17 protein-coding genes and 1 pseudogene are annotated in these 20431 nt (G+C 71.2%); 14 read left to right on the top strand and 4 right to left on the bottom strand.

What is annotated here, in order from left to right; all coding sequences use genetic code 11:
- The 7 genes and pseudogenes from pcaDC to IG99_RS14545 all read left to right on the top strand — a co-directional run bounded on the left by pcaDC (position 1) and on the right by IG99_RS14545 (position 4991).
- Positions 1 to 1302: a bifunctional 3-oxoadipate enol-lactonase/4-carboxymuconolactone decarboxylase PcaDC gene (pcaDC, locus tag IG99_RS14575; protein ID WP_037673851.1), complete on the top strand. Its 1302-nt coding sequence runs from the start codon at positions 1 to 3 to the stop codon at positions 1300 to 1302.
- 45 nt (positions 1303 to 1347) lie between these two features.
- On the top strand, positions 1348 to 1983 hold the full coding sequence (locus tag IG99_RS14570; protein WP_037673930.1) for an MBL fold metallo-hydrolase: 636 nt from the start codon (positions 1348 to 1350) through the stop codon (positions 1981 to 1983).
- Positions 1984 to 2032: 49 nt separating this feature from the next.
- A complete protein-coding gene (locus IG99_RS14565) occupies positions 2033 to 2812 on the top strand; it encodes an exodeoxyribonuclease III (protein WP_037673849.1) in 780 nt (259 codons plus the stop codon).
- Between the two features lie 115 nt (positions 2813 to 2927).
- The gene (locus tag IG99_RS14560; protein WP_078947703.1) at positions 2928 to 3344 is read left to right on the top strand and encodes an ATP-binding protein; all 417 of its coding nucleotides are present in this window, start codon (positions 2928 to 2930) and stop codon (positions 3342 to 3344) included.
- Positions 3345 to 3387: 43 nt separating this feature from the next.
- Complete coding sequence (locus IG99_RS14555; protein ID WP_063768314.1) at positions 3388 to 3747, top strand: hypothetical protein; 360 nt, start codon at positions 3388 to 3390, stop codon at positions 3745 to 3747.
- Between the two features lie 99 nt (positions 3748 to 3846).
- Positions 3847 to 4254 carry a DUF6278 family protein gene (locus IG99_RS14550; protein WP_037673846.1) on the top strand — a complete coding sequence of 136 codons (408 nt, stop codon included), beginning with the start codon at positions 3847 to 3849 and terminating at the stop codon, positions 4252 to 4254.
- A 129-nt stretch (positions 4255 to 4383) separates the two neighbouring features.
- Positions 4384 to 4991: pseudogene (locus IG99_RS14545) on the top strand (amino acid ABC transporter ATP-binding protein).
- A 182-nt stretch (positions 4992 to 5173) separates the two neighbouring features.
- Here IG99_RS14545 and IG99_RS14540 read toward each other — a convergent pair.
- On the bottom strand, positions 5174 to 6745 hold the full coding sequence (locus IG99_RS14540) for a CocE/NonD family hydrolase (protein ID WP_037673843.1): 1572 nt from the start codon (positions 6743 to 6745) through the stop codon (positions 5174 to 5176).
- 117 nt (positions 6746 to 6862) lie between these two features.
- Positions 6863 to 7627, bottom strand: coding sequence for a hypothetical protein (locus tag IG99_RS14535; RefSeq protein ID WP_199815519.1), 765 nt, complete (start codon positions 7625 to 7627; stop codon positions 6863 to 6865).
- Between the two features lie 104 nt (positions 7628 to 7731).
- On the opposite strand from IG99_RS14535, the gene ggt reads away from it, so the two are divergent.
- Complete coding sequence (gene ggt / locus IG99_RS14530) at positions 7732 to 9531, top strand: gamma-glutamyltransferase (RefSeq protein ID WP_037673840.1); 1800 nt, start codon at positions 7732 to 7734, stop codon at positions 9529 to 9531.
- 98 nt (positions 9532 to 9629) lie between these two features.
- Here ggt and IG99_RS14525 read toward each other — a convergent pair whose 3' ends face one another.
- Positions 9630 to 12173: an ATP-dependent Clp protease ATP-binding subunit gene (locus tag IG99_RS14525; RefSeq protein WP_037673836.1), complete on the bottom strand. Its 2544-nt coding sequence runs from the start codon at positions 12171 to 12173 to the stop codon at positions 9630 to 9632.
- Positions 12174 to 12480: 307 nt separating this feature from the next.
- Here IG99_RS14525 and IG99_RS14520 point away from each other — a divergent pair, with 307 nt between their 5' ends.
- Positions 12481 to 13689 carry a PP2C family protein-serine/threonine phosphatase gene (locus IG99_RS14520; RefSeq protein ID WP_078947702.1) on the top strand — a complete coding sequence of 403 codons (1209 nt, stop codon included), beginning with the start codon at positions 12481 to 12483 and terminating at the stop codon, positions 13687 to 13689.
- A 21-nt stretch (positions 13690 to 13710) separates the two neighbouring features.
- Here IG99_RS14520 and map read toward each other — a convergent pair whose 3' ends face one another.
- On the bottom strand, positions 13711 to 14487 hold the full coding sequence (gene map / locus IG99_RS14515; RefSeq protein ID WP_037673827.1) for a type I methionyl aminopeptidase: 777 nt from the start codon (positions 14485 to 14487) through the stop codon (positions 13711 to 13713).
- 32 nt (positions 14488 to 14519) lie between these two features.
- On the opposite strand from map, the gene IG99_RS14510 reads away from it, so the two are divergent.
- The 5 genes from IG99_RS14510 to IG99_RS14490 all read left to right on the top strand — a co-directional run bounded on the left by IG99_RS14510 (position 14520) and on the right by IG99_RS14490 (position 20410).
- The gene (locus IG99_RS14510) at positions 14520 to 14771 is read left to right on the top strand and encodes a helix-turn-helix domain-containing protein (RefSeq protein WP_037673825.1); all 252 of its coding nucleotides are present in this window, start codon (positions 14520 to 14522) and stop codon (positions 14769 to 14771) included.
- A gap of 148 nt (positions 14772 to 14919) precedes the next feature.
- Positions 14920 to 16497, top strand: a complete 1578-nt coding sequence (locus IG99_RS14505) for a hypothetical protein (RefSeq protein WP_037673823.1) — start codon at positions 14920 to 14922, stop codon at positions 16495 to 16497.
- Between the two features lie 181 nt (positions 16498 to 16678).
- A complete protein-coding gene (locus tag IG99_RS14500) occupies positions 16679 to 17521 on the top strand; it encodes a nitrilase-related carbon-nitrogen hydrolase (protein ID WP_037673822.1) in 843 nt (280 codons plus the stop codon).
- Positions 17518 to 18801: an aspartate aminotransferase family protein gene (locus tag IG99_RS14495; RefSeq protein ID WP_037673819.1), complete on the top strand. Its 1284-nt coding sequence runs from the start codon at positions 17518 to 17520 to the stop codon at positions 18799 to 18801. Before IG99_RS14500 ends, IG99_RS14495 begins: the two co-directional genes overlap by 4 nt.
- A gap of 28 nt (positions 18802 to 18829) precedes the next feature.
- Positions 18830 to 20410, top strand: a complete 1581-nt coding sequence (locus tag IG99_RS14490) for a PucR family transcriptional regulator (protein WP_037673817.1) — start codon at positions 18830 to 18832, stop codon at positions 20408 to 20410.
- Positions 20411 to 20431 lie beyond the last annotated feature (21 nt).

Genomic DNA, 20431 nt, shown 5'->3' with positions numbered 1-20431 from the left:
GTGAGCGAGACACCACCGAACACCCTGCAATACCGCTTTGACGGGCCAGAAGAGGCTCCCGTCCTGATCCTGGGTCCCTCACTGGGTACCACATGGCACATGTGGGACCGGCAGGTCCCGGAGCTGGCCAAGCAGTGGCGGGTCTTCCGGTTCGACCTGCCGGGCCACGGCGGGGCCCCGGCGTATCCCGCGGGCTCCGTCGGTGACCTCGCCGCCCGGCTCCTCACCACCCTCGACAGCCTCGGCGTGCACCGGTTCGGCTACGCGGGCTGCGCCCTCGGCGGTGCGGTCGGCGTCGAGCTGGCCCTGCGCCACCCCGAGCGAGTCGCCTCCCTCGCGCTGAACGCCGCCTCCCCCCGCTTCGGCACCGCGGACGAGTTCCGGCAGCGCGGCGTGATCGTCCGTACGAACGGGCTCGACCCGATCGCCCGCACCGCGCCCGACCGCTGGTTCACCAGCGGGTTCTCCGCCGCCCAGCCCGCGATCACCGACTGGGCCGTGCAGATGGTCCGCACCACCGACCCCGGCTGCTACATCGCGGCCTGCGAGGCGCTCGCCGCGTTCGACGTACGGCACGAGCTGTCCCGCGTCGGCGTGCCGACCCTGGTGCTGGTCGGCTCGGACGACCAGGTCACCGGCCCCGCAGAGGCCCGCACGCTGGTCGCCGGCATCCCGGACGCCCGGCTCGCCGTCGTCCCCGGCGCCTCCCACCTCGTCCCGGTCGAGCAGCCGGCCGCCGTCACCGACCTCCTGGTCCGGCATTTCTCCACCGCCTGGCAGCCCGCCTACGACTCGACCACCGGCCAGACGGCGATCCCCGCGGCCCCGGTCAAGCCGGTCCTGGCCGCCGCGCCCCCGCAGCCCTCGCCGATCGCCGAGATCGCCGCGGCCGTCGTCGAACCGCCCCAGGTGATGGGGCGGCCGGACCCGTACGACGCCGGGCTCAAGGTGCGGCGCGAGGTGCTCGGGGACGCGCACGTCGACGGGGCGCTGGCGCAGGCCGACGAGTTCTCGGGCGACTTCCAGGAGTTCGTCACCCGCTACGCCTGGGGTGAGATCTGGGACCGTCCCGGCCTCGACCGGCGCTCCCGCAGCTGTGTCACCCTCACCGCCCTGGTCGCCGGCGGTCACCTCGACGAACTCGCCTTCCACACCAGAGCCGCCCTGCGCAACGGCCTGACCCCGGCCGAGATCAAGGAAGTGCTGCTCCAGGCCGCGGTCTACTGCGGGGTGCCCGCCGCCAACAGCGCGTTCAAGGTGGCACAGCAGGTCATCCGGGAGGAGACCACTCCCGAGGAGTGAGCACCTGGGTGAGCGACCCAGCGCGGGAGCGGCAGGATGGACCCCATGAAGCTCACGAAGAAGTCGCACGCCTGCATCCGGCTCGAGAAGGACGGGCAGACGCTCGTCCTCGACCCCGGAGGTTTCAGCGAGGCGGACGCCGCCGCCGGCGCGGACGCCGTCCTCGTCACGCACGAGCACCCCGATCACTTCAACGAGGAGCGGCTGCGGGCCGCCATGGAGGCCAACCCCGCCGCCCGGATCTGGACCCTGAAGTCGGTCGCGGAGAAGATCTCCGCCGCCTTCCCGGGCCGCGTCCACACCGTCGGCCACGGCGACACCTTCACCGCGGCGGGCTTCGACATCCAGGTGCACGGCGAACTGCACGCCGTCATCCACCCGGACATCCCGCGCATCACCAACGTCGGCTTCCTCGTCGACGGCGGCCGCGTCTTCCACCCCGGCGACGCCCTCACCGTCCCCGACCACGCCGTCGAGACGCTGATGCTGCCGGTGATGGCACCCTGGAGCAAGATCTCCGAGGTCATCGACTACGTCCGCGAGGTGAAGCCGCAGCGCGCCTACGACATCCACGACGCCCTCCTGACCGACCTCGCCCGCCCGATCTACGACAACCAGATCGGCGCCCTCGGCGGTTCCGAGCACCTGCGGCTGGCTCCCGGGGCCTCGGCGGAGGTGTGACGAACCCGGGCGGGCCGCGTTGTCGGACCCGCCCGGTAGGTTGTGAGGCATGCGCATCGCGACCTGGAACGTGAACTCGATCACCGCCCGCCTTCCGAGGCTGCTGGCCTGGCTGGAGAGCAGCGGCACCGACGTGCTGTGCCTGCAGGAGGCCAAGGTCGCCGAGGAGCAGTTCCCGGTCGACCAGCTGCGCGAACTGGGCTACGAGGCGGCCGTCCACGCGACCGGCCGGTGGAACGGCGTGGCGGTGCTCTCCCGCGTCGGCATCGACGACGTGGTCAAGGGCCTGCCCGGCGACCCCGGCTACGACGGTGTGCGAGAGCCGCGCGCGATCTCCGCGACCTGCGGCCCGGTCCGCGTCTGGTCGGTGTACGTGCCCAACGGACGCGAGGTGGGCCACCCGCACTACACCTACAAGCTCCAGTGGTTCGAGGCACTGAAGGCTGCCGTCGCCGGGGACGCGGCCGGCGGCCGCCCCTTCGCGGTCATGGGCGACTACAACGTGGCACCCACGGACGACGACGTCCACGACGTGGCCGCCTTCGAGGGACTCACCCACGTCACCCCGGCCGAGCGCGCCGCGCTGGCCTCCCTGCGCGAGGCCGGCCTGTCGGACGTGGTCCCACGGCCGCTGAAGTACGAGCACCCGTTCACCTACTGGGACTACCGCCAGCTCTGCTTCCCCAAGAACCGCGGCATGCGCATCGACCTGGTGTACGGCAACGAGCCGTTCGCGAAGGCGGTCAAGGACGCCTACGTCGACCGGGAGGAGCGCAAGGGCAAGGGCGCATCGGACCACGCGCCGGTCGTCGTCGACCTCGACGTGTGAGCTCCTGCGGCCGCAAGACGGCGGCGTCCTCGTGTCCGTGTGTCTGTTGCGGCGGGTGCAGGGTACTAGGTGCATGCACGTGCTGGTGCGGGGACGAGTGAGGAGGCCGGGGCCAGTGGCGGTGAAGGCGATGGGATGGGCGCACTCGTTCCCCATGTCCGAGGGAGTGCGTGCCGGGCGGGAGTGGACACGCGGGCGTCTTGAGTCCCTGCCCTGGGCCGCTGCCGAGCCGGACAAGATCGACGCCATTGTGCTGGCGGTGTCCGAGCTGATCACCAATGCGCACATCCACGCGCACAGCGACGCGCACCTGGTCCTCACGTGGGACGGCGACCGCCTTCATGTGAGCGTCCACGACGAGGACCCGACACTGCCGCGCCAGGGTGAACCCAAGCCGGAGGAGCCTTCCGGCCGCGGAGTGGCGATCGTGCGGAAGCTCGCCGACGAGTGGGGGGTGAGGTGCCAGCGGCACGGCAAGACGGTCACGGCATGCTTCCGCCCCGCCGACGCCGATGGTGGCAGCGGCAGTTGAGTTCTGCTCACCGGTGAAGCCCTCCTGAGAGGAAAGAGGTGTCGTGTACCTGGCACGAGGGGCGAGCGACGATCCCTACGTCCTGCTCCATGTCCTGGGCGCTCTCACGCTTTATGCGCTGATCAGCTACGGGCTGACATACCGGGCCCGCGCCCAGCGCGGTTCCGCGCATCCGGCTCATGACGCCCTGCACGACCTCAAGGACCGGGAGGAGCCCCAGCTGCCGAGAGCCCGCTTCATCAGCCGCTTGATCATGATGTTCGGAGCCGGACTCGTCGGCTCCGTCGCCTACCTGACCAGCGGCGCCGTGCGGATCCTGGCCGTCGGGCTCGCGGCCGTGATGGCGGCGACCGCGTGGGCGTACTACGACCACCGCACGCAAGGGCGCACCTCCGCGCAGTGATGACGCCGGCCCGTCCCCCGGCCGGAGCGTAAATCGCCCCGAAACGACCGCCCGCGCGCCTGTGGTGCGTACGCCGGTGCGAATGACACGCTGGGTGTTATGAAGATCCCTTTTCTGGGCCACCGGAGTGAGAAGCCCGGCTCCTTCGATCCCGAGGGCATCGCCGAACTCCTCTCCGAGTGCGACCTGCTCCGCTCTCAGGCGTCGAGGAGCGGTGTACGCCTCGACGACACCGCCGCCTCGTTGGAGGCACTCGACCAGTTGCTGCCCGGCTGGCGGGGTGACGAGGAGATCCTGCCCTGGCTCGGCAACGACGCGGGGCTGTACCTCGGCACCGTGATCGTGCGCACGGTGTCCGGTGCCGTCTGGGAGATCCGCGCCGACGGGCAGCCGGTCGTACGGCTCGACTCGGGCCGTGAGTTCGACGTCGTGGCCTCCGGTCAGGAGTGGGCGGTCAGCGGGGCGCCCGAGCTGTCGCAGCTGTACGCCGAAGTCGCCGAATCGTGAACCCGTGGCCAGAGGTCTCTTGTAAATACGGCTAATGAATAAATGGTGCGTGTCGGGCATTTCCGGCATGCAGGTCTGGATAGTTTGCGGCAACCACGACACAGCTGCTGAAAGTGAGTAGGGCTGCGCATGGTCGTTGTCGATCCTCTGATCGAACTACCTGACGTCAACAAGTACTACGGGGAGCTGCATGTCCTCCAGGACATCGACCTCGCCGTCGGAAAGGGGGAGGTGGTCGTGGTCATCGGCCCGCCGGGGCCGGGGTCGACCTCTTCGCCCACAAGACGGTCCCGCAGACCGTGTCGTTGGGTCAGGTCAGGGCCCGGGGTCGCAAGAAGGAGGATGCCGACCGGCGTTCGCGTGAACTCCTCGACCGGGTCGGCCTCGCCGACCAGGCGGCCAAGTACCCGGCGCAGCTCTCAGTGGCCGGCAGCAGCGTGTGGCCATCGCCCGGGCCCTCGCGATGGAACCCCAAGGCGATGCTGTTCGACGAGCGCACCTCCGCCCTCGACCCCGGACTGGTCAGCGTGGCGCTCGAGGTGATGCGGCAACTCGCCCGTGAGGGCATGACGATGGTCGTCGTCAGCCATGAGATGGGCTTCGCCCGCTCGGCCGCCAACCCCATGGTGTTCATGCACGACGGGCGTATCGTCGAGGACCGGACACCCGACGAGTTCTTCACCCGCCCGAACACCGACCGCGCAAAGGACTTCCTCTCCAGGATCCCCAAACACTGATGTCCGGACACTGAGTTCGTCCCACCGGGAAAACCGTCGTGTCGGTCCTCGACTACGATGTGCCGTTCATGCCCGTGGCCGAAACCGGGACGCCGCTGCCGGTTGGGGAAGCCCCCCATGGCCCCGAGACCGTAGGGGGGTGGCAGCTCACGGAGCCAGGCCCGACCGGCGGCAGCCGGAGATCACTGCTCGCGCAGCGGAATCGACACGTAGGACGGGTCGTTCGCCGGCGAGGAGAAGGTCAGCTGCGCGCCGGGCGGGTTGTGCTCGATGTAGAGCGGGTCGACCGTGTCGACCACCAGGGCGAGTCGGTGCCCTGCCGGGACGTCGTAGGCCGTGGAGTACAGCTCCAGGCCGATACCGAACGGCTTCCCGGGTGTACGCCCGTGGAAGGTGCAGGGCGCGTGGCTGACCAGCTTGCCGAGGCCGAGCGGCCCCACGTCGTAGAGGTACGCGACGAGGGTGCCGCTCTCCTTGGTGGGCGTGACCGTGGTGTGCAACTCGGCCGTGCCGCGTATGTGTTGGGCGGTCGCGTACTTTCCTGACTGCCAGACCGCGGCCCAGCGGCGGGGGAGCAGCGGGATCGAGGCCACCGGGGGCAGTTGGGCCGCCTGGTCGAGGATGCTGGACAGGAAGACGATCCCGCCGTCCGCCCCGGAGTCGACGTTGGTGCGGATCGTGGTGGTGCCCGCCAGATCGATCTTGCGACCGGTGGCGCCGACCGACTTCCAGTCCGGGTATCCCTCGTAGCCGCCCGACGAACGGGACTTCAGACGCACCGGCAGCTCGCGGTCGATGCCGTTGTCCGTGCCCTTGAGGTAGCGGTCGAGCCAGCGCCGGGTGTCGGTCCAGACGTCGTTGGGCAGGCCGAACAGGCCGGTGAGTTCGGCGGTCGCGTGGTCGCCGGGGCGCAGTTCCAGTCTCTTCGGACCGGTCAGCTTCTCGTAGAAGTCGGCGTACTGGTTGGGCGGGAAGACCGTGTCGCCCCAGGCGTTGGCCAGCATGACGGCCGCGCCGTTCTGGTTGAGCTGGTCCACGTAGGTTCCGGCAGAACGTTTCTTCCCCCAGTCGATCATGTCCTGCTCCTTCGCCAGGTTCGAGGCGTAGAAGTCGTCGAAGATCTGCCGGAGTTCGGCGCTCTGCCGCCCGGTGACGAGGCTCGCCCCGTCGAGCAGTCCCGCCGCCTGGACGTGCTGGGTGCGGCCGGAGTAGATCGAGCCGATGAGGTCGGCCCAGCCGCTGAGCGCGGCGACCGCCTTGATCCGCTTGTCGTGCGCCGCGGCGAGCAGGCTGATCCCGGCGCCGTAGGAGACGCCCGCCATGCCGATGTGCCGGGCGTCCGACGGGGTGTTGGCCAGCGCCCAGTCGATGACCTTGGAGGCGTCCGCCACGTCGGGTGGCCCCGCCACTTCTATCTCGCCGCCGGACTGCCAGAAGCCGCGCACGTTGTAGGTGAGCACGACGTAGCCGGAGTCGGCGAGCTGCTGGGCCTGGGCGAGGTACTCGACCTGCGGCAGGCCCCAGCTCGTGGGGAGCACGACCAGGGGGTAGCGGTGCGACGCGTCCGCTCCGGCGGGCGTGACGACGTTCGCCTTGAGGACGGTGCCGCCCTCGCCCGTGATGTCGACGAAGCGCACGCCGGCGTCCGCCGCGTGCGCGGCCGGGGCGAGGCCGAGGACGCCCCCGGCGACCAGGGTCGCGGAGACGGCGCCCACGGCGGTCGTACGCAGGGCCTTGCGGTGCTGGTGTCCCACAGGGTCACTCCTCACTCGTGTCAGTGCAAAGTGACCAGACGGTAACCGCGGTTCTTTACCGCAGGTAACCCGTCGGTAAGTTACGTGGCAGTAACGATTGTTGGCCTGTGCAGGTATTCAGGAGGAGCGGTGTGAAGGGCGTGGAGCGGTGGGCGTGGGTTCCGGCAGGGGCGCCTGAGCCGCCCGGGTCACGTCCGCGACGAGCTCGACGACATCGGGACCGTACGCCTGGGAGTTGACGACCTTCAGCAGCAGTACGAAGGAGCCGTTGCCGTGCTTGCGGGCCAGCCGCTCGTGGTGACGGGCGAGATAGCGGGTCGCCGCCTGATTGGTGATCGATTGCTGCCCGCAGAAGAGGAACACCGGCCGCTCCTCCCGGCGTTGGCCCGCGGTGAGCCGGGCCAGCAGCACGTACTCGTTGCTGCCGGGTTCCCACCGATAGTGCTCGCTGCCGATCAGGAAGGAGCCGCGGTCCGGGCCGGGTTCGCTGTCGACGTTCACCCGGATGCCCGGCAACAGGGATGTGAGGTGAGCCGCCATCCGGGAGTTGGAGCTCGGTCCGCCGACGCAGAACTCCGTGCGTTCCCCGAAACCCTGCCGTGCCGTGTCGTGGCCGACGACCTGGGTGTGGGCGTTGCAGTCCTTGATGAGCGCGGCGAGTTCGAGGAGGGCGAACACGTCGTGGCGCGCCACCGACATCTCGGTGCCGCCCGCCTTGCGGTTCACCACCAGCAGCGACTCGGAGTTGTCCGGCAGCCCGAAGAAGGCCTGTTTGCGCCGCAGCTTCCTCTTCCAGAGGTACGTGCGGGCCAGCCAGCCGAGCGCGGCACTGACACCTGCGGCTATCACGCCCAGGACGATGTTGCGCACGTCGTCGTTCATGGGCGCGCATGGTAGCGGGCGCGACGCACACTCGCGTTCGAGATACCTGACGGGTGCGGGGCGTTGGATTAAGCTGCGCGGACGGTCCCTGACTGGAGGTGCGGATGCGTCGCCCTGTCGCACGCAAACTGTCGGTCCTGGCGGTCTCGGCCGCCGTGGTGTCTGTGGGGGCGACAGCGCCACCCGCCGCCCCGAGCACGTCCGTCGCGAAAGCCCCCCTGGCCGTCGGCTACGGCGGCGCCGTGGCCAGCGTCGACGCGGACGCCTCCGCCGCCGGCATCGAGGTCCTCAGAAAGGGCGGCAACGCCGTCGACGCGGCCGTCGCCACCGCCGCCGCCCTCGGTGTCACCGAGCCCTACTCCTCCGGCATCGGCGGAGGCGGCTACTTCGTCTACTACGACGCCAAGTCCCGCACCGTGCACACCATCGACGGCCGCGAGACCGCCCCGCTGACCGCCGGCTCGGACCTCTTCCTCGAGAACGGCAAGCCCCTTGCCTTCGCCGACGCCGTCACCAGCGGCCTCAGCGTCGGCACGCCGGGCACCCCCGCCACCTGGCAGACGGCACTCGACACCTGGGGCAGCCGGACACTCGGTACGGTCCTCAAGCCGGCCGAGCGGATCGCACGCGACGGATTCACCGTCGACGACACCTTCCGCTCACAGACGGCCGCCAACGAGACCCGCTTCCGCTCCTTCCCGGACACCGCGAAGCTGTTCCTGCCCGGCGGACAACTGCCCGTCGTCGGCTCCACCTTCAAGAACGCCGATCTCGCCCGCACCTACGCGGAGTTGGGACGCAAGGGGGTCGGCGCCCTCTACCGCGGCGACATCGGCGAGGACGTCGTCGACACCGTCAACCACCCGCCCGTGGACCCCGCCTCGGGCTGGAACGCCCGCCCCGGTGACCTGTCCCGCAAGGATCTGACGGCCTACCGCGCCAAGCTCCAGGCGCCCACGAAGACCTCGTACCGCGGCCTCGGCGTCTACTCCATCGCGCCCTCCTCCTCCGGCGGTACCACCGTCGGCGAGGCGCTCAACATCCTGGAGAACACCGACCTCTCCAAGGCGAGCGACGTCCAGTACCTGCACCGCTACATCGAGGCCAGCCGCATCGCGTTCGCCGACCGCGGGCGCTGGGTCGGCGACCCCGCCTTCGAGGACGTCCCGACGAAGGAACTGCTGGCGCAGAAGTACGCCGACTCGCGGGCGTGCCTCATCAAGGACGACGCGGTCCTCACCAGCCCCCTCGCCCCCGGCGACCCGCGCCACCCGGCCGCCTGCGCGACCGGTGGCACGGCGGCACCCACGACGTACGAGGGCGAGAACACCACGCACCTCACCGTCGCCGACAAGTGGGGCAACGTCGTCGCCTACACGCTGACCATCGAGCAGACCGGCGGCAGCGGCATCACCGTGCCCGGCCGCGGGTTCATCCTCAACAACGAGCTGACCGACTTCTCCTTCGCCCCGGCCAATCCGGCCGTCCACGACCCGAACCTGCCCGGTCCGGGCAAGCGGCCGCGGTCGTCGATCTCGCCGACGATCGTGCTGGACCGGCACGACAAGCCGGTGGTGGCGCTCGGTTCACCCGGCGGCGCGACCATCATCACCACGGTGCTGCAGACCCTGACCCAGTTCCTCGACCGGAAGATGCCGCTCGTGGACGCCATCGCCGCGCCACACGCCAGCCAGCGCAACGCGGCCCAGACTGAGCTCGAACCCGGCCTCTGGGGCAGCGGGACGCAGAAACAGCTGGAGGCCCTCGGGCACTCCTTCAAGCTCAATCCCGAGATCGGCGCGGGCACGGGCGTGCAGCGACTGCCGAACGGGAAGTGGCTGGCCGCGGCCGAGAAGGTACGGCGGGGCGGCGGCTCGGCGATGGTGGTGCGTCCGGCACCGTAGAGCATGGTGCATCGTGAAGGGCGGGTGCTCCCGGAGGAGCACCCGCCCTTCAGCACGTCAGGCCGTCAGCACGTCACGCCCGTCAGCACGTCACCACGTCACAGCTCGGGCGCCGGACGTGCCTCGCCCGTGCGGAACGCCAGGCGCCCCTCGTCGACGTCGACCGTCACCCGGCTGCCCTCCGCCACGCGCCCGTCGAGCAGCAGCCGGGACATCTGGTTGTCCACCTCGCGCTGGATGGTGCGGCGCAGCGGCCGGGCGCCGTACTCGGGCTGGTAGCCGCGCTCGGCGAGCCAGTCGACGGCCGCGTCGGTGAACTCGACCGCAACGCCCTGCGCGGTCAGCAGCCGCCGCGTCTTCTCCAGCAACAGGTCGGTGATCTGCCGCAGTTGGTCGCCGGTGAGCTGGCGGAAGACCACGATCTCGTCGATGCGGTTGAGGAACTCCGGCCGGAAGTGCTCCCGCAGCGGCCGCAGGATCTGCTCCCGCCGTGCCTCCTCGTCGGCCTCGGCGCCGCCCGACCCGAACCCTATGCCGGCGCCGCGCCGGGTGATCGCCTCCGAACCGAGGTTGCTGGTCATGACGATGACGGTGTTGGTGAAGTCCACCGTGCGGCCCTGGGAGTCGGTGAGCCGCCCGTCGTCGAGGACCTGCAGCAGGATGTTGAAGACGTCCGGGTGCGCCTTCTCCACCTCGTCGAGCAGCAGCAGCGAGTACGGATGCCGGCGCACCACCTCGGTGAGCTGGCCGGCCTCCTCGTGGCCGACGTACCCGGGCGGGGCGCCGACCAGGCGGCTGACGGTGTGCCGCTCCTGGTACTCGCTCATGTCGAGGCGCACCATGCGGTCCTCGCTGCTGAACAGCGCCTCCGCCAGCGTGCGGGCCAGCTCCGTCTTGCCGACTCCGGTCGGACCGAGGAAGAGGAAGCTGCCGATCGGCCGGTCCGGGCTGGCGAGCCCCGCTCGGGAGCGCAGCACCGCGTCGGCGACCACGGCGACCGCCTCCTCCTGGCCCACCACCCGCTCGTGCAGATGCTGCTCCAGCTCCAGCAGGCGTTCCTTCTCCTCCTGCGTGAGGCGGCTGACCGGGACGCCGGTCTGCCGGGACACCACCTCGGCGATGGCCTCCGCGGTCACCTGCAGGTCCGTCCCCTCGTCGGCCTCGTCGTGGTGCGCCGCCCGGGCGATCTGCTCCTTCAGCTCCACGATCCGGTCGCGCAGCTGCGACGCCTGCTCGTACTGCTCGTCCGCGGCCGCCTGGTCCTTGTCCCGCGCGAGCTGCTCCAGCTCGCGCTCCATGGCGCGTACGTCCGTGCCCTTCGTCCGGGCGCCCAGCCGCACCCGCGCCCCCGCCTGGTCGATCAGGTCGATCGCCTTGTCCGGCAGGCGCCGGTCGGTGAGGTAGCGGTCGGACAGCTCCACGGCGGCCACCAGCGCCTCGTCGGTGTAGCGGACCTGGTGGTGGGCCTCGTAGCGGTCGCGCAGACCGCGCAGAACCTCGATCGCGTCGCCGGTGGACGGCTCGGTCACCAGGATCGGCTGGAAGCGGCGGGCCAGCGCCGCGTCCTTCTCGATCCTGCGGTACTCCTCCAGCGTGGTGGCGCCCACGATGTGCAGCTCGCCGCGGGCCAGGGCCGGCTTGAGAATGTTGCTCGCGTCCATGGAGCCGCTCTCACCGCCGCCCCCGGCTCCTACGACGGTGTGCAGCTCGTCGATGAAGACGATCAGCTGGTCGGAGTGGGCGCGGATCTCACCGACGATGTTGTTCAGCCGCTCCTCGAAGTCACCCCGGAAGCGGGTGCCCGCGACGACCCCCGTCAGGTCCAGGGCGACCACGCGGCGGCCGGTCAGGACGTCGGGCACGTCCCCGTCCGCGATCCGCTGGGCGAGGCCCTCCACGATGGCGGTCTTGCCGACGCCCGCGTCACCGATCAGCACCGGGTTGTTCTTGCCGCGCCGGGAGAGCACCTCGATCGTCTGCTCGATCTCGTCCTCCCGGCCGATCACCGGATCGATGCCGCCCTGGCGGGCCAGGTCGGTCAGGTCGCGGCCGTACTTGTCGAGGGTGGGCGTCCCGGTGGGCCGCTGCCGTTCGGCACGCGCCTGCGGGGCCTCGGGCGCCTCGGGCGGCAGGCCGGTGTGGCCGAACCGGGCCGAGTTGAGGATGTGGCCGGCCGCGGAGTCCGGGTTCGAGGCCAGGGCGCTCAGCACGTGCTCCGGGCCGATGTGACCGGCGCCCCGCGAGCGGGCCAGTTCGTGCGCGTCCAGCAGGGCGCGCTTGGCGGCGGGCGTCAGGGACAGCGAGGTGGGCGGCGGGGCCTCGCCCGGCGGGTGCTGGGCCGGACCGGACCGCTCGTCGATCTGCGTCGCCAGCGAGTCCGGGTCGGCGCCCGCCCGGCTGAGCAGACTGCGCGTCGGCTCGGCGGAGAGGGCGGCGCGCAGCAGGTGCTCGGTGTCCAGGTCGCGACTGCCGTGTTCGGCGGCGTATTGGGCGGCGCCGCGTACGAGTTCCCTGGCGGGCTGACTGAGCAGCTGGCCGATGTTGATCTGACGAGGTCCGGGGCGGGGGCCGCCGAAGAAGCGGGCCAGGAATTCGCCGAAGGGGTCGCCGTAGCCCTCCGGGCTGGTGAAGCCGCTGGTCATGGCGTTCCGTTCGATCGACTTGCATGTGCGTTGCGGTGCCGACGGGTGCCCTTTCCGTGCCGGGCTACACCGGGTGGGTCCCTTTACTCACCTTGGCATGAAGAGGGGGGTTGGGCATGTCGGCGCCTGGTGGGGCGGGGTGACCCTTGGGCCCACTGCTCGCCGGCAGGCCGGCTGCGGCCGCTCCCCGATGGGCCGGGCCGTGCGATGGGGACACGCCCGCCGTCGGACTGATCGGCACTTCTGGGAAGCAGCCGCGTGAGAGTCGGCGTATGACAGAGGACGGGTGGAAGTCCGGCAAGGAGAGGTGGACCGGTCGGAGGGGTTCGGAGAACGGCTGCTGGGGCTGTTGCTGGACCGGGCGCTGGGCCTGCCTCCTCAGTTGATCGCTCCGCTGGTCGCGGAAGAGGTGGCCAGGATCGGCGGGCACGAAGTCTCGATCCTCCTCCAGGACTACGCGCAGACCCTGCTGGTACCGCTGGCGGGCAGGGGGCTGGTCGTCGGCGGACCCGAGCCGATCACCGACTCGGCCGCGGGCCGGGCCTCCCTGGGCGCGAAGCCCGTCGAAGTGGCGATGGACGGCGGTGTCCGGCTGTACATGCCGCTGCTGGACGGCAGCGACCAGGTGGGCGTCATGGCCATCACCCTGGACAGCGTCGACGAGCACGATCGGCGCCTGCTGCGCAGGCTGGCCGCCCTGGTCGCCGACATGCTGGTCACCAAGCACAGCTACACCGACCTGTTCTTCCAGGCCCGGCGACGGGAACCCATGAGCGCGGCCGCCGAGATGCAGTGGTCCCTGCTGCCGCCGCTGGCGATGGCCGTACCCCAGGTCGCGGTCGCCGGAATCCTCGAACCCGCCTACACCGTCGCGGGCGACAGCTTCGACTACGCGCTCAACGACAACATCCTGCACGTGGCCGTCGTCGACGCCATGGGCCACGGACTGGACGCCGCCACCATGGCGACCGTCGCCATCGGCGCCTACCGGCACGCCCGCCGTTCCGACATCGACCTCGCCGAGAAGTACGTCTTCATGAACCAGGCCATCGCCAGGCAGTTCGGGCCCGACCACTTCGTCACCGCGCAGATGATGCACCTGCACATCACGACGGGCCATCTGGAATGGGTCAACGCGGGCCATCCCGCGCCCCTGCTGATCCGCGACCACCGGGGCGTCCGGCAGTTGGAGAGCCCGACGACTCTGCCGGCCGGCTTCGGGGACGAACAGCCGCAGGTCAGCCAGTTCAAGCTGAAGCCCGGCGACCGGCTGCTCTGCTACACCGACGGCGTGACCGAGGAGCGCAACGAGCAGGGCCAGTCGTTCGGCGAGGAGCGGCTCATCGACTGCGTCAACCGCCTCGAACACGACGAGGAATCCGGGGTACGGGGATCCGTGCGCCGCCTCTCCCACCTTTTGAAGGAGGAACGGGAGGGGCGCACCAGTGACGACGCGACTCTGTTCATGATCGAGTGGACCGGAGGCGCCGCCGACCACCTCGCCACCCTGGACTGAGCCGTCACAGTCCGTGTTCCGTTACGCCTGCTGTCGAGCCGTCAGCACCCTCGGTCCGGTTTCCGTGATCGCCACCGTGTGTTCCGCGTGGGCCGCCCGGGAGCCGTCGTTCGTCTTGAGGGTCCAGCCGTCGGGGGCCGCGTGATAGCCGTCGGTGCCGCCGGCGATCAGCATGGGTTCGATGGCGAGGACCATGCCGGGGCGGAGAGGGAGGCCGCGGCCGGGACGGCCCTCGTTGGGGACGCCGGGGTCCTCGTGCATGTGGCGGCCGATGCCGTGGCCGCCGAAGCCGTCGGGGATGCCGTAGCCGGCGGCCCGGCAGACCGTGCCGATGGCGTGGGCGATGTCGCCGATGCGGTTCCCCACGACGGCCGCCTCGATGCCGGCCGCGAGTGCGCGCTCGGCGGTCTCGATCAGGCGCAGGTCGGCGGGGCGCGGGCGGCCGACGGTGAAGCTGATCGCCGAGTCGCCGACCCAGCCGCCGAGCTTGGCGCCGAAGTCGGCGGAGAGGAGGTCGCCGTCGCGCAGGCGGTAGCGGGTCGGGATGCCGTGCACGATCGCGTCGTTCACCGAGGCGCAGAGGACGGCCGGGAACGCGGTGGGCGCGAAGGAGGGCCGGTAGCCGAGGAACGGTGAGCTCGCGTCCGCGGCGCGCAGTACCTCACGTGCCACCTCGTCCAGCTCCAGCAGGGATACGCCCACGTCAGCGGCCTCGCGTACGGCCGTCAGCGCTCTGGCGACGACCTGGCCCGCCGCGTACATGGCGTCGATCGATGTGTCTGTCTTCAGTTCCACCATGCCAATTATTATACCGGTATTAGAATGGCGGCATGGTGCGTACCCCTCTCACCCCCGAAGAGCGTGAACGCGGCGAGCGGCTCGGTCGACTGCTCCGCGAGTCGCGCGGCGACCGCAGCATGGCCGAGATCGCGGCGAGCGCGGGCATCTCCGCGGAGACCCTGCGCAAGATCGAGACCGGACGCGCTCCGACGCCGGCGTTCTTCACCGTGGCGGCGCTCGCGCGTGCCCTCGGACTGTCGATGGATGAGCTGGCCGGGCAGTGCGCCCTGGCCGTGGCGTGAGGCGGCTGCCGCTCGATCCGTCTGCGCGCAATGGTCAAGATCGCGCAAGGAGGCGCCCGCTCACTCGTTGAAAAGTGTTCGTGACCTTGCCGTAACACGGCTGGTGTTGCCTACGGACCGGAGAGCTCGGTCTGGCGGGAGTTGAGCGATGACTGTGGATCAACTCCCGGGACAAGTGCGGGAGTTCGCGAACTACCTGGATGGTCTGCTGGCGCGCCTGGACCAGGGCGGCGGCTGGTGCGGGGTCTTCTGGCAACGCGACCCCGAAGGCATGCAGGCCTGCCTCACCGGGCGCGAAGTGCCGCCCTGGGACGTCATGGAGGCGCTGTTCCAGGACCTCGCCGTGGCGTACGGGCCCCAGGTCGCCGCCGAGGAGCAGGAACGGGTTCGCTCCCTGCACATCGCCGCGCTCATCGCGTACGACGCCCGGCCCGGTGGCCGTGATGCCCTCGGAGACCGGCTCGACGTCATGCTCCGCGAGCAGCGGTACGCGGCCGAACGGCAGGCCCAACTGGGCCACATGCTCGCCGCGGCCGCCACGCAGGAGGAGGCCGACGCCATCCGCCTCGACCTCGCCTGGGCCCGTGACGACCATGACCGGGCAACCGCCCGCTGTACCGAACTGCGCTCCCGCATGGCCGAGTCGGACCGGCGGGCGGGCACCGGGCAGATCTGGGACGCGCAGGCGATACGGCGGGGGAGCGAGGCGCGTTCGGGCAGCGGGCGTGAGCCGGTGACGGACGGATACGGCCACGGAACCTCGGACACCGGCACCCACGGTCAGTACGCGCCGCGGCCCAGTGAGGCCAGTGCGGCGGGCGGCGGTCCGGGCGCCCCGCAGTCGGCCGTGACCGACAGGCTCGCCGCCGACACCGCCCCCGTTCCCGCCCCCGCCCCCGCCGAGGCGGACCCCCCGGCCCCCGCCCCCATCCCCAAGCAGCGCAGGCGCCGACGGGGCAGTGCCCGCTTCGCCGGGATGGTCGAGGAGGACGTCGTCGCCCCCGCGTCCGCGGCGCCGACCGACGTGCCGTCGCTGCCCGCGCCCGCTGCCACCACCGGACGTACCCCGCGCGGGGCCAGGTTCGCGGGGGCGGCCGAAGCGGATGCGTGGCCGGAGCGGCAGGGCGAGACGGCGATGGACGGTACCGCGCGGCGGGAGACGGCAGCGACGGCGGAGACGGCGGAGACGGCGGAGACGGCGGAGACGGTGGAGACGGTGGAGACGGTGGAGCGACTGGTGCGGCTGCGTGCGGAGAGCCGCAGCGGTGAGGCGCACGCGCTGCTGGTGGAGATCGCGCACTGGCCGGCAGCCCGCTTCCCGCTGCTCGCGGCCGAGCTGCAGCACGCCGGGCTGGGCGCGGACTGGACCACGCTGCTCTGGGAGGCCGCCTCGCTGCCCGCCGACCGGCTCGTCGCCGCGGCGGACGCGCTGACCGCCGCCGGCCGCCCGGCCGACGGGGAGCAGATCCTGCGGCAGGGCGTCGCCCGGCCCGCCCCGGAGATAGGGGAGGCCGTGCTGGGGCTGGCCGCGCGGGGGCACCGACGCGAGGTACGCGCGCTGCTCGACGCGTACGTCCGGGTCCGCACCCCCGAGGAAGCGGCCCGCAGCGTCGACGCCGACCCGCGCACCCTCGTTCCGTTGCTCGTGGAGGCCGCCCGGGGCGTCTCGGACGAACGCCACTGGGACCTGGTCCACGCCCTGCGGGTCGCCGGGCACACCACCTGAATCAGCCGACACAGAGTCCCCGCAGGCCCCATCGCTCACCCACAGGAGTGTGAAACGGGATGGACTCAGCGGGTTAACGGCGATGGTCTTGGCAAGGCTGCCGGTGAGGCTTACGTTCGTGCCTCTACGGCCTGCCGTCTACGGGCGTAGAGGCTCTGGCGTCCCGTCGAAGGAGCAGCTCATGGCCAACGTCGTTCGCGCCGCTCTGGTACAGGCGACCTGGACCGGCGACACCGCGTCCATGGTGGCGAAACACGAGGAGCACGCCCGCGAGGCGGCCCGTCAGGGGGCCAGGATCATCGGGTTCCAGGAAGTCTTCAACGCTCCCTACTTCTGCCAGGTCCAGGACCCCGAGCACTACCGCTGGGCCGAGCCCGTCCCGGACGGCCCCACCGTCCGCCGGATGCGGGAGCTCGCCCAGGAGACCGGCATGGTCGTCGTCGTGCCGGTGTTCGAGATCGAGCAGTCGGGCTTCTACTACAACACCGCCGCCGTGATCGACGCCGACGGCTCCTACCTCGGCAAGTACCGCAAGCACCACATCCCGCAGGTCAAGGGCTTCTGGGAGAAGTACTACTTCCGGCCCGGCAATATCGGCTGGCCGGTCTTCGACACCTCTGTCGGAAAGGTCGGCGTCTACATCTGCTACGACCGGCACTTCCCCGAAGGGTGGCGGCAACTCGGGATCAACGGCGCCCAACTCGTCTACAACCCCTCCGCCACCCACCGCGGCCTCTCCTCCCACCTCTGGCGGCTCGAACAGCCCGCCGCGGCCGTCGCCAACGCGTACTTCGTCGCCGCGATCAACCGCGTCGGCGTCGAGGAGTACGGCGACAACGACTTCTACGGGACGAGCTACTTCGTCGACCCGCGGGGCCAGTTCGTCGGGGACGTCGCCAGCGACGAGAGCGAGGAACTCGTCATCCGGGACCTCGACTTCGACCTCATCGAGGAAGTGCGGCAGACGTGGGCCTTCTACCGCGACCGCCGCCCCGACGCCTACGAAGGGCTGGTGCAGCCGTGAACGACCTCTACGACCGACACCGCCGCGTCCTCCCGGACTGGCTCGCCCTCTACTACGACGACCCGCTGGAGATCACCCACGGGGAGGGGCGGCACGTCTGGGACGCCGACGGCAACAGGTACCTGGACTTCTTCGGCGGCATCCTCACCACGATGACCGCGCACGCCCTGCCCGAGCTGACCAAGGCGGTCAGCGAACAGGCCGGGCGGATCATCCACTCCTCGACGCTGTACCTCAACCGGCCCATGGTCGAGCTCGCCGAGCGGATCGCCCACGTCAGCGCCATCCCGGACGCGCGCGTCTTCTTCACCACCTCCGGCACCGAGGCCAACGACACGGCGCTGCTGCTGGCGACGGCCTACCGGCGCAGCAACACGATCCTGGCGATGCGCAACAGCTACCACGGCCGTTCCTTCAGCGCGGTCGGCATCACCGGCAACCGCGGCTGGTCCCCGACCTCCCTGTCACCGCTGCAGACGCTGTACGTCCACGGCGGCGTCCGCACCCGCGGCCCGTACGCCGACCTCGACGACGCCGCCTTCATCGCGGCCTGTGTCGACGACCTCAGGGACCTGCTCGGTCACACCCGCCAGCCCGCCGCCCTGATCGCCGAGCCCATCCAGGGCGTCGGCGGCTTCACCTCACCGCCGGACGGCCTGTACGCCGCCTTCCGCGAGGTGCTGCGGGAGCACGGCATCCTGTGGATCGCCGACGAGGTGCAGACCGGCTGGGGACGCACCGGCGAGCACTTCTGGGGCTGGCAGGCGCACGGGCACAGCGGCCCGCCGGACATCGTCACCTTCGCCAAGGGCATCGGCAACGGCACCTCCATCGGCGGGGTGATCGCCCGCTCCGAGATCATGAACTGCCTCGACGCCAACAGCATCTCCACCTTCGGCGGCACCCAGCTCACCATGGTCGCGGGCCTCGCCAACCTCGCCTACCTCCTGGAGCACGACCTCCAGGGCAACGCCCGCCGGGTCGGCGGACTGCTCATCGAGCGGCTGCGCGTGGTCGCCGCCCAGGTGCCGGGCGTACGGGAGGTGCGTGGCAGGGGGCTGATGATCGGGATCGAGCTGGTCAAGCCCGGCACGGACGACGCCGACCCGCAGCGCGCGGCCGCCGTGCTGGAGGCGGCCCGCGAGGGCGGCCTGCTGATCGGCAAGGGCGGCGGCCACAACACCAGCGCCCTGCGCGTCGCCCCGCCGCTGTCCCTCACCGTCGCGGAGGCCGAGGAGGGCGCCGCGATCCTCGAACACGCTCTGCGGAGCACCTCGTAGTCACAGAGCTCAGCAAGGGAACACCGCGATGACCGCCATCCTGGAGCCGCTGGAACCCACGGAACCGCTGGAACCCGCGCTGTCGGTCCGCCAGGTCCTCACCCTGGAACGGGTGCTGGCGGGAGAGCCCGAGGTGGTGGCCGGTGCCGGTCAGCTGGACCGTCCGGTGCGCTGGGTGCATGTCGCCGAGGCGCCCGACGTCGGTGTGATGCTCAGCGGCGGCGAGATGGTGCTCACCACCGGCGTGCTGCTCGCCGGGGACCCGGCCAAGCAGGTTGAGTACGTCCAGTCGCTGCACCGCGCCGAGGCGGCGGCCGTCGTCCTCGGACTCGGCCGCGCCTTCCCCGCCCCGCCGGAGGCGATGCGCCGGGCCGCCGAGCGGTGCGGGCTGCCCATGATCGTGCTGCACCGGCCGTTCCCCTTCGCCGAGCTGACGGAGGAGGTCCAGGCCCGGCTGGTCCGGCGCAAGTTCGCCGCCGTCAGCCTCTCCGAGTCCGTGCGCACGGCCCTCACCGGGCTCATCACCGCGGGCGCGCCGCTGCAACGCCTCCTCGACGAGGTCGCCCAGCACAGCGCCTGCCCCGTCGTCGTCACCAATCTCGCCCACCGTGTCCTCGCCACGGCCGGGGAACGGCCGGCCGTCGACGACGTGCTGCGCGACTGGGAGCGCATCGCCCGCCAGGCCGGCGGGACCGAGGGCGACGGCTGGATCCGCGCCGAGCTGGCCGGACGTGGTGAGCGGTGGGGCCGGATCATGCTGTGCGGCTACCGCGGCGACACCGCCGCCGGACGGCTGCTCGCCGACCGGGCCGCGGAGGCCCTCGTGCTGCACCGGATGCTCGCCGGCAACTCCGCCCACACCTGGGAGGAACAGTCGGCTCAGAGCCTGCTGACGGACCTCGTCTCCGGTGTCGTGGCGGCCCGGCAGCTGCTGCCCCGCGCGCGGGCCGCCGGACTGCCGGTCAACCGGCGCACGTTCGTGCCGCTCGTCGTGCACGACGGCGACCCGGCCGGGATCGACCGCGTACTGCGCATGCTGGGGCTGTCCGGGCTCGTCGCCGAACTCGCCGACGGGGCGACCGCCGTGCTGCTGAGCCTCGCCCGCGACCAGGACGCCCAGGCGCTGACGGCCCACTTCGCCGCCCGGCTGCGCACCGAGTCCGGCGCGGTCCGCACGGTCGCCGCCGCCGACGCCCGTACCGCCTGGGACGACGTGCCCTCCGGACTGCGCGAGGCGCAGCACGTCGCGGACGCCGTGGCCGACTCCGCGGCCGCGCTCGACCTGCCGGCCGTCGTACGGCTGCGGGACGTCCATCTGCGCGGGCTGATCCGGCTGCTGCGGGACGACCCGCAGGTGCAGTCCTTCGCCGAGCGGGAGCTGGACGGGCTGCTGTGCGCCGCCGACGAGGATCTGCTGTCGGTGCTGCGGACCTATCTCGCCACCGGCCGCAACAAGTCCCGCACCGCCCAGCTGCACCACGTGTCCCGGCCCGCGCTGTACCGACGGCTGGAGGCGATACAGGCCCGGCTCGGCGTCGACCTCGACGACTTCGAGCAGGCGGCGTCGGTGCACATCGCGCTCCTCGCGCATGACGCGCAACAGCGGTGAAACATGGAACGACCTGGGAAA

The sequence above is a fragment of the Streptomyces griseus subsp. griseus genome (assembly GCF_000720255.1).
GTDB lineage: Bacteria > Actinomycetota > Actinomycetes > Streptomycetales > Streptomycetaceae > Streptomyces > Streptomyces griseus_I.
This window is presented reverse-complemented; position numbering and strand designations above follow the sequence as displayed.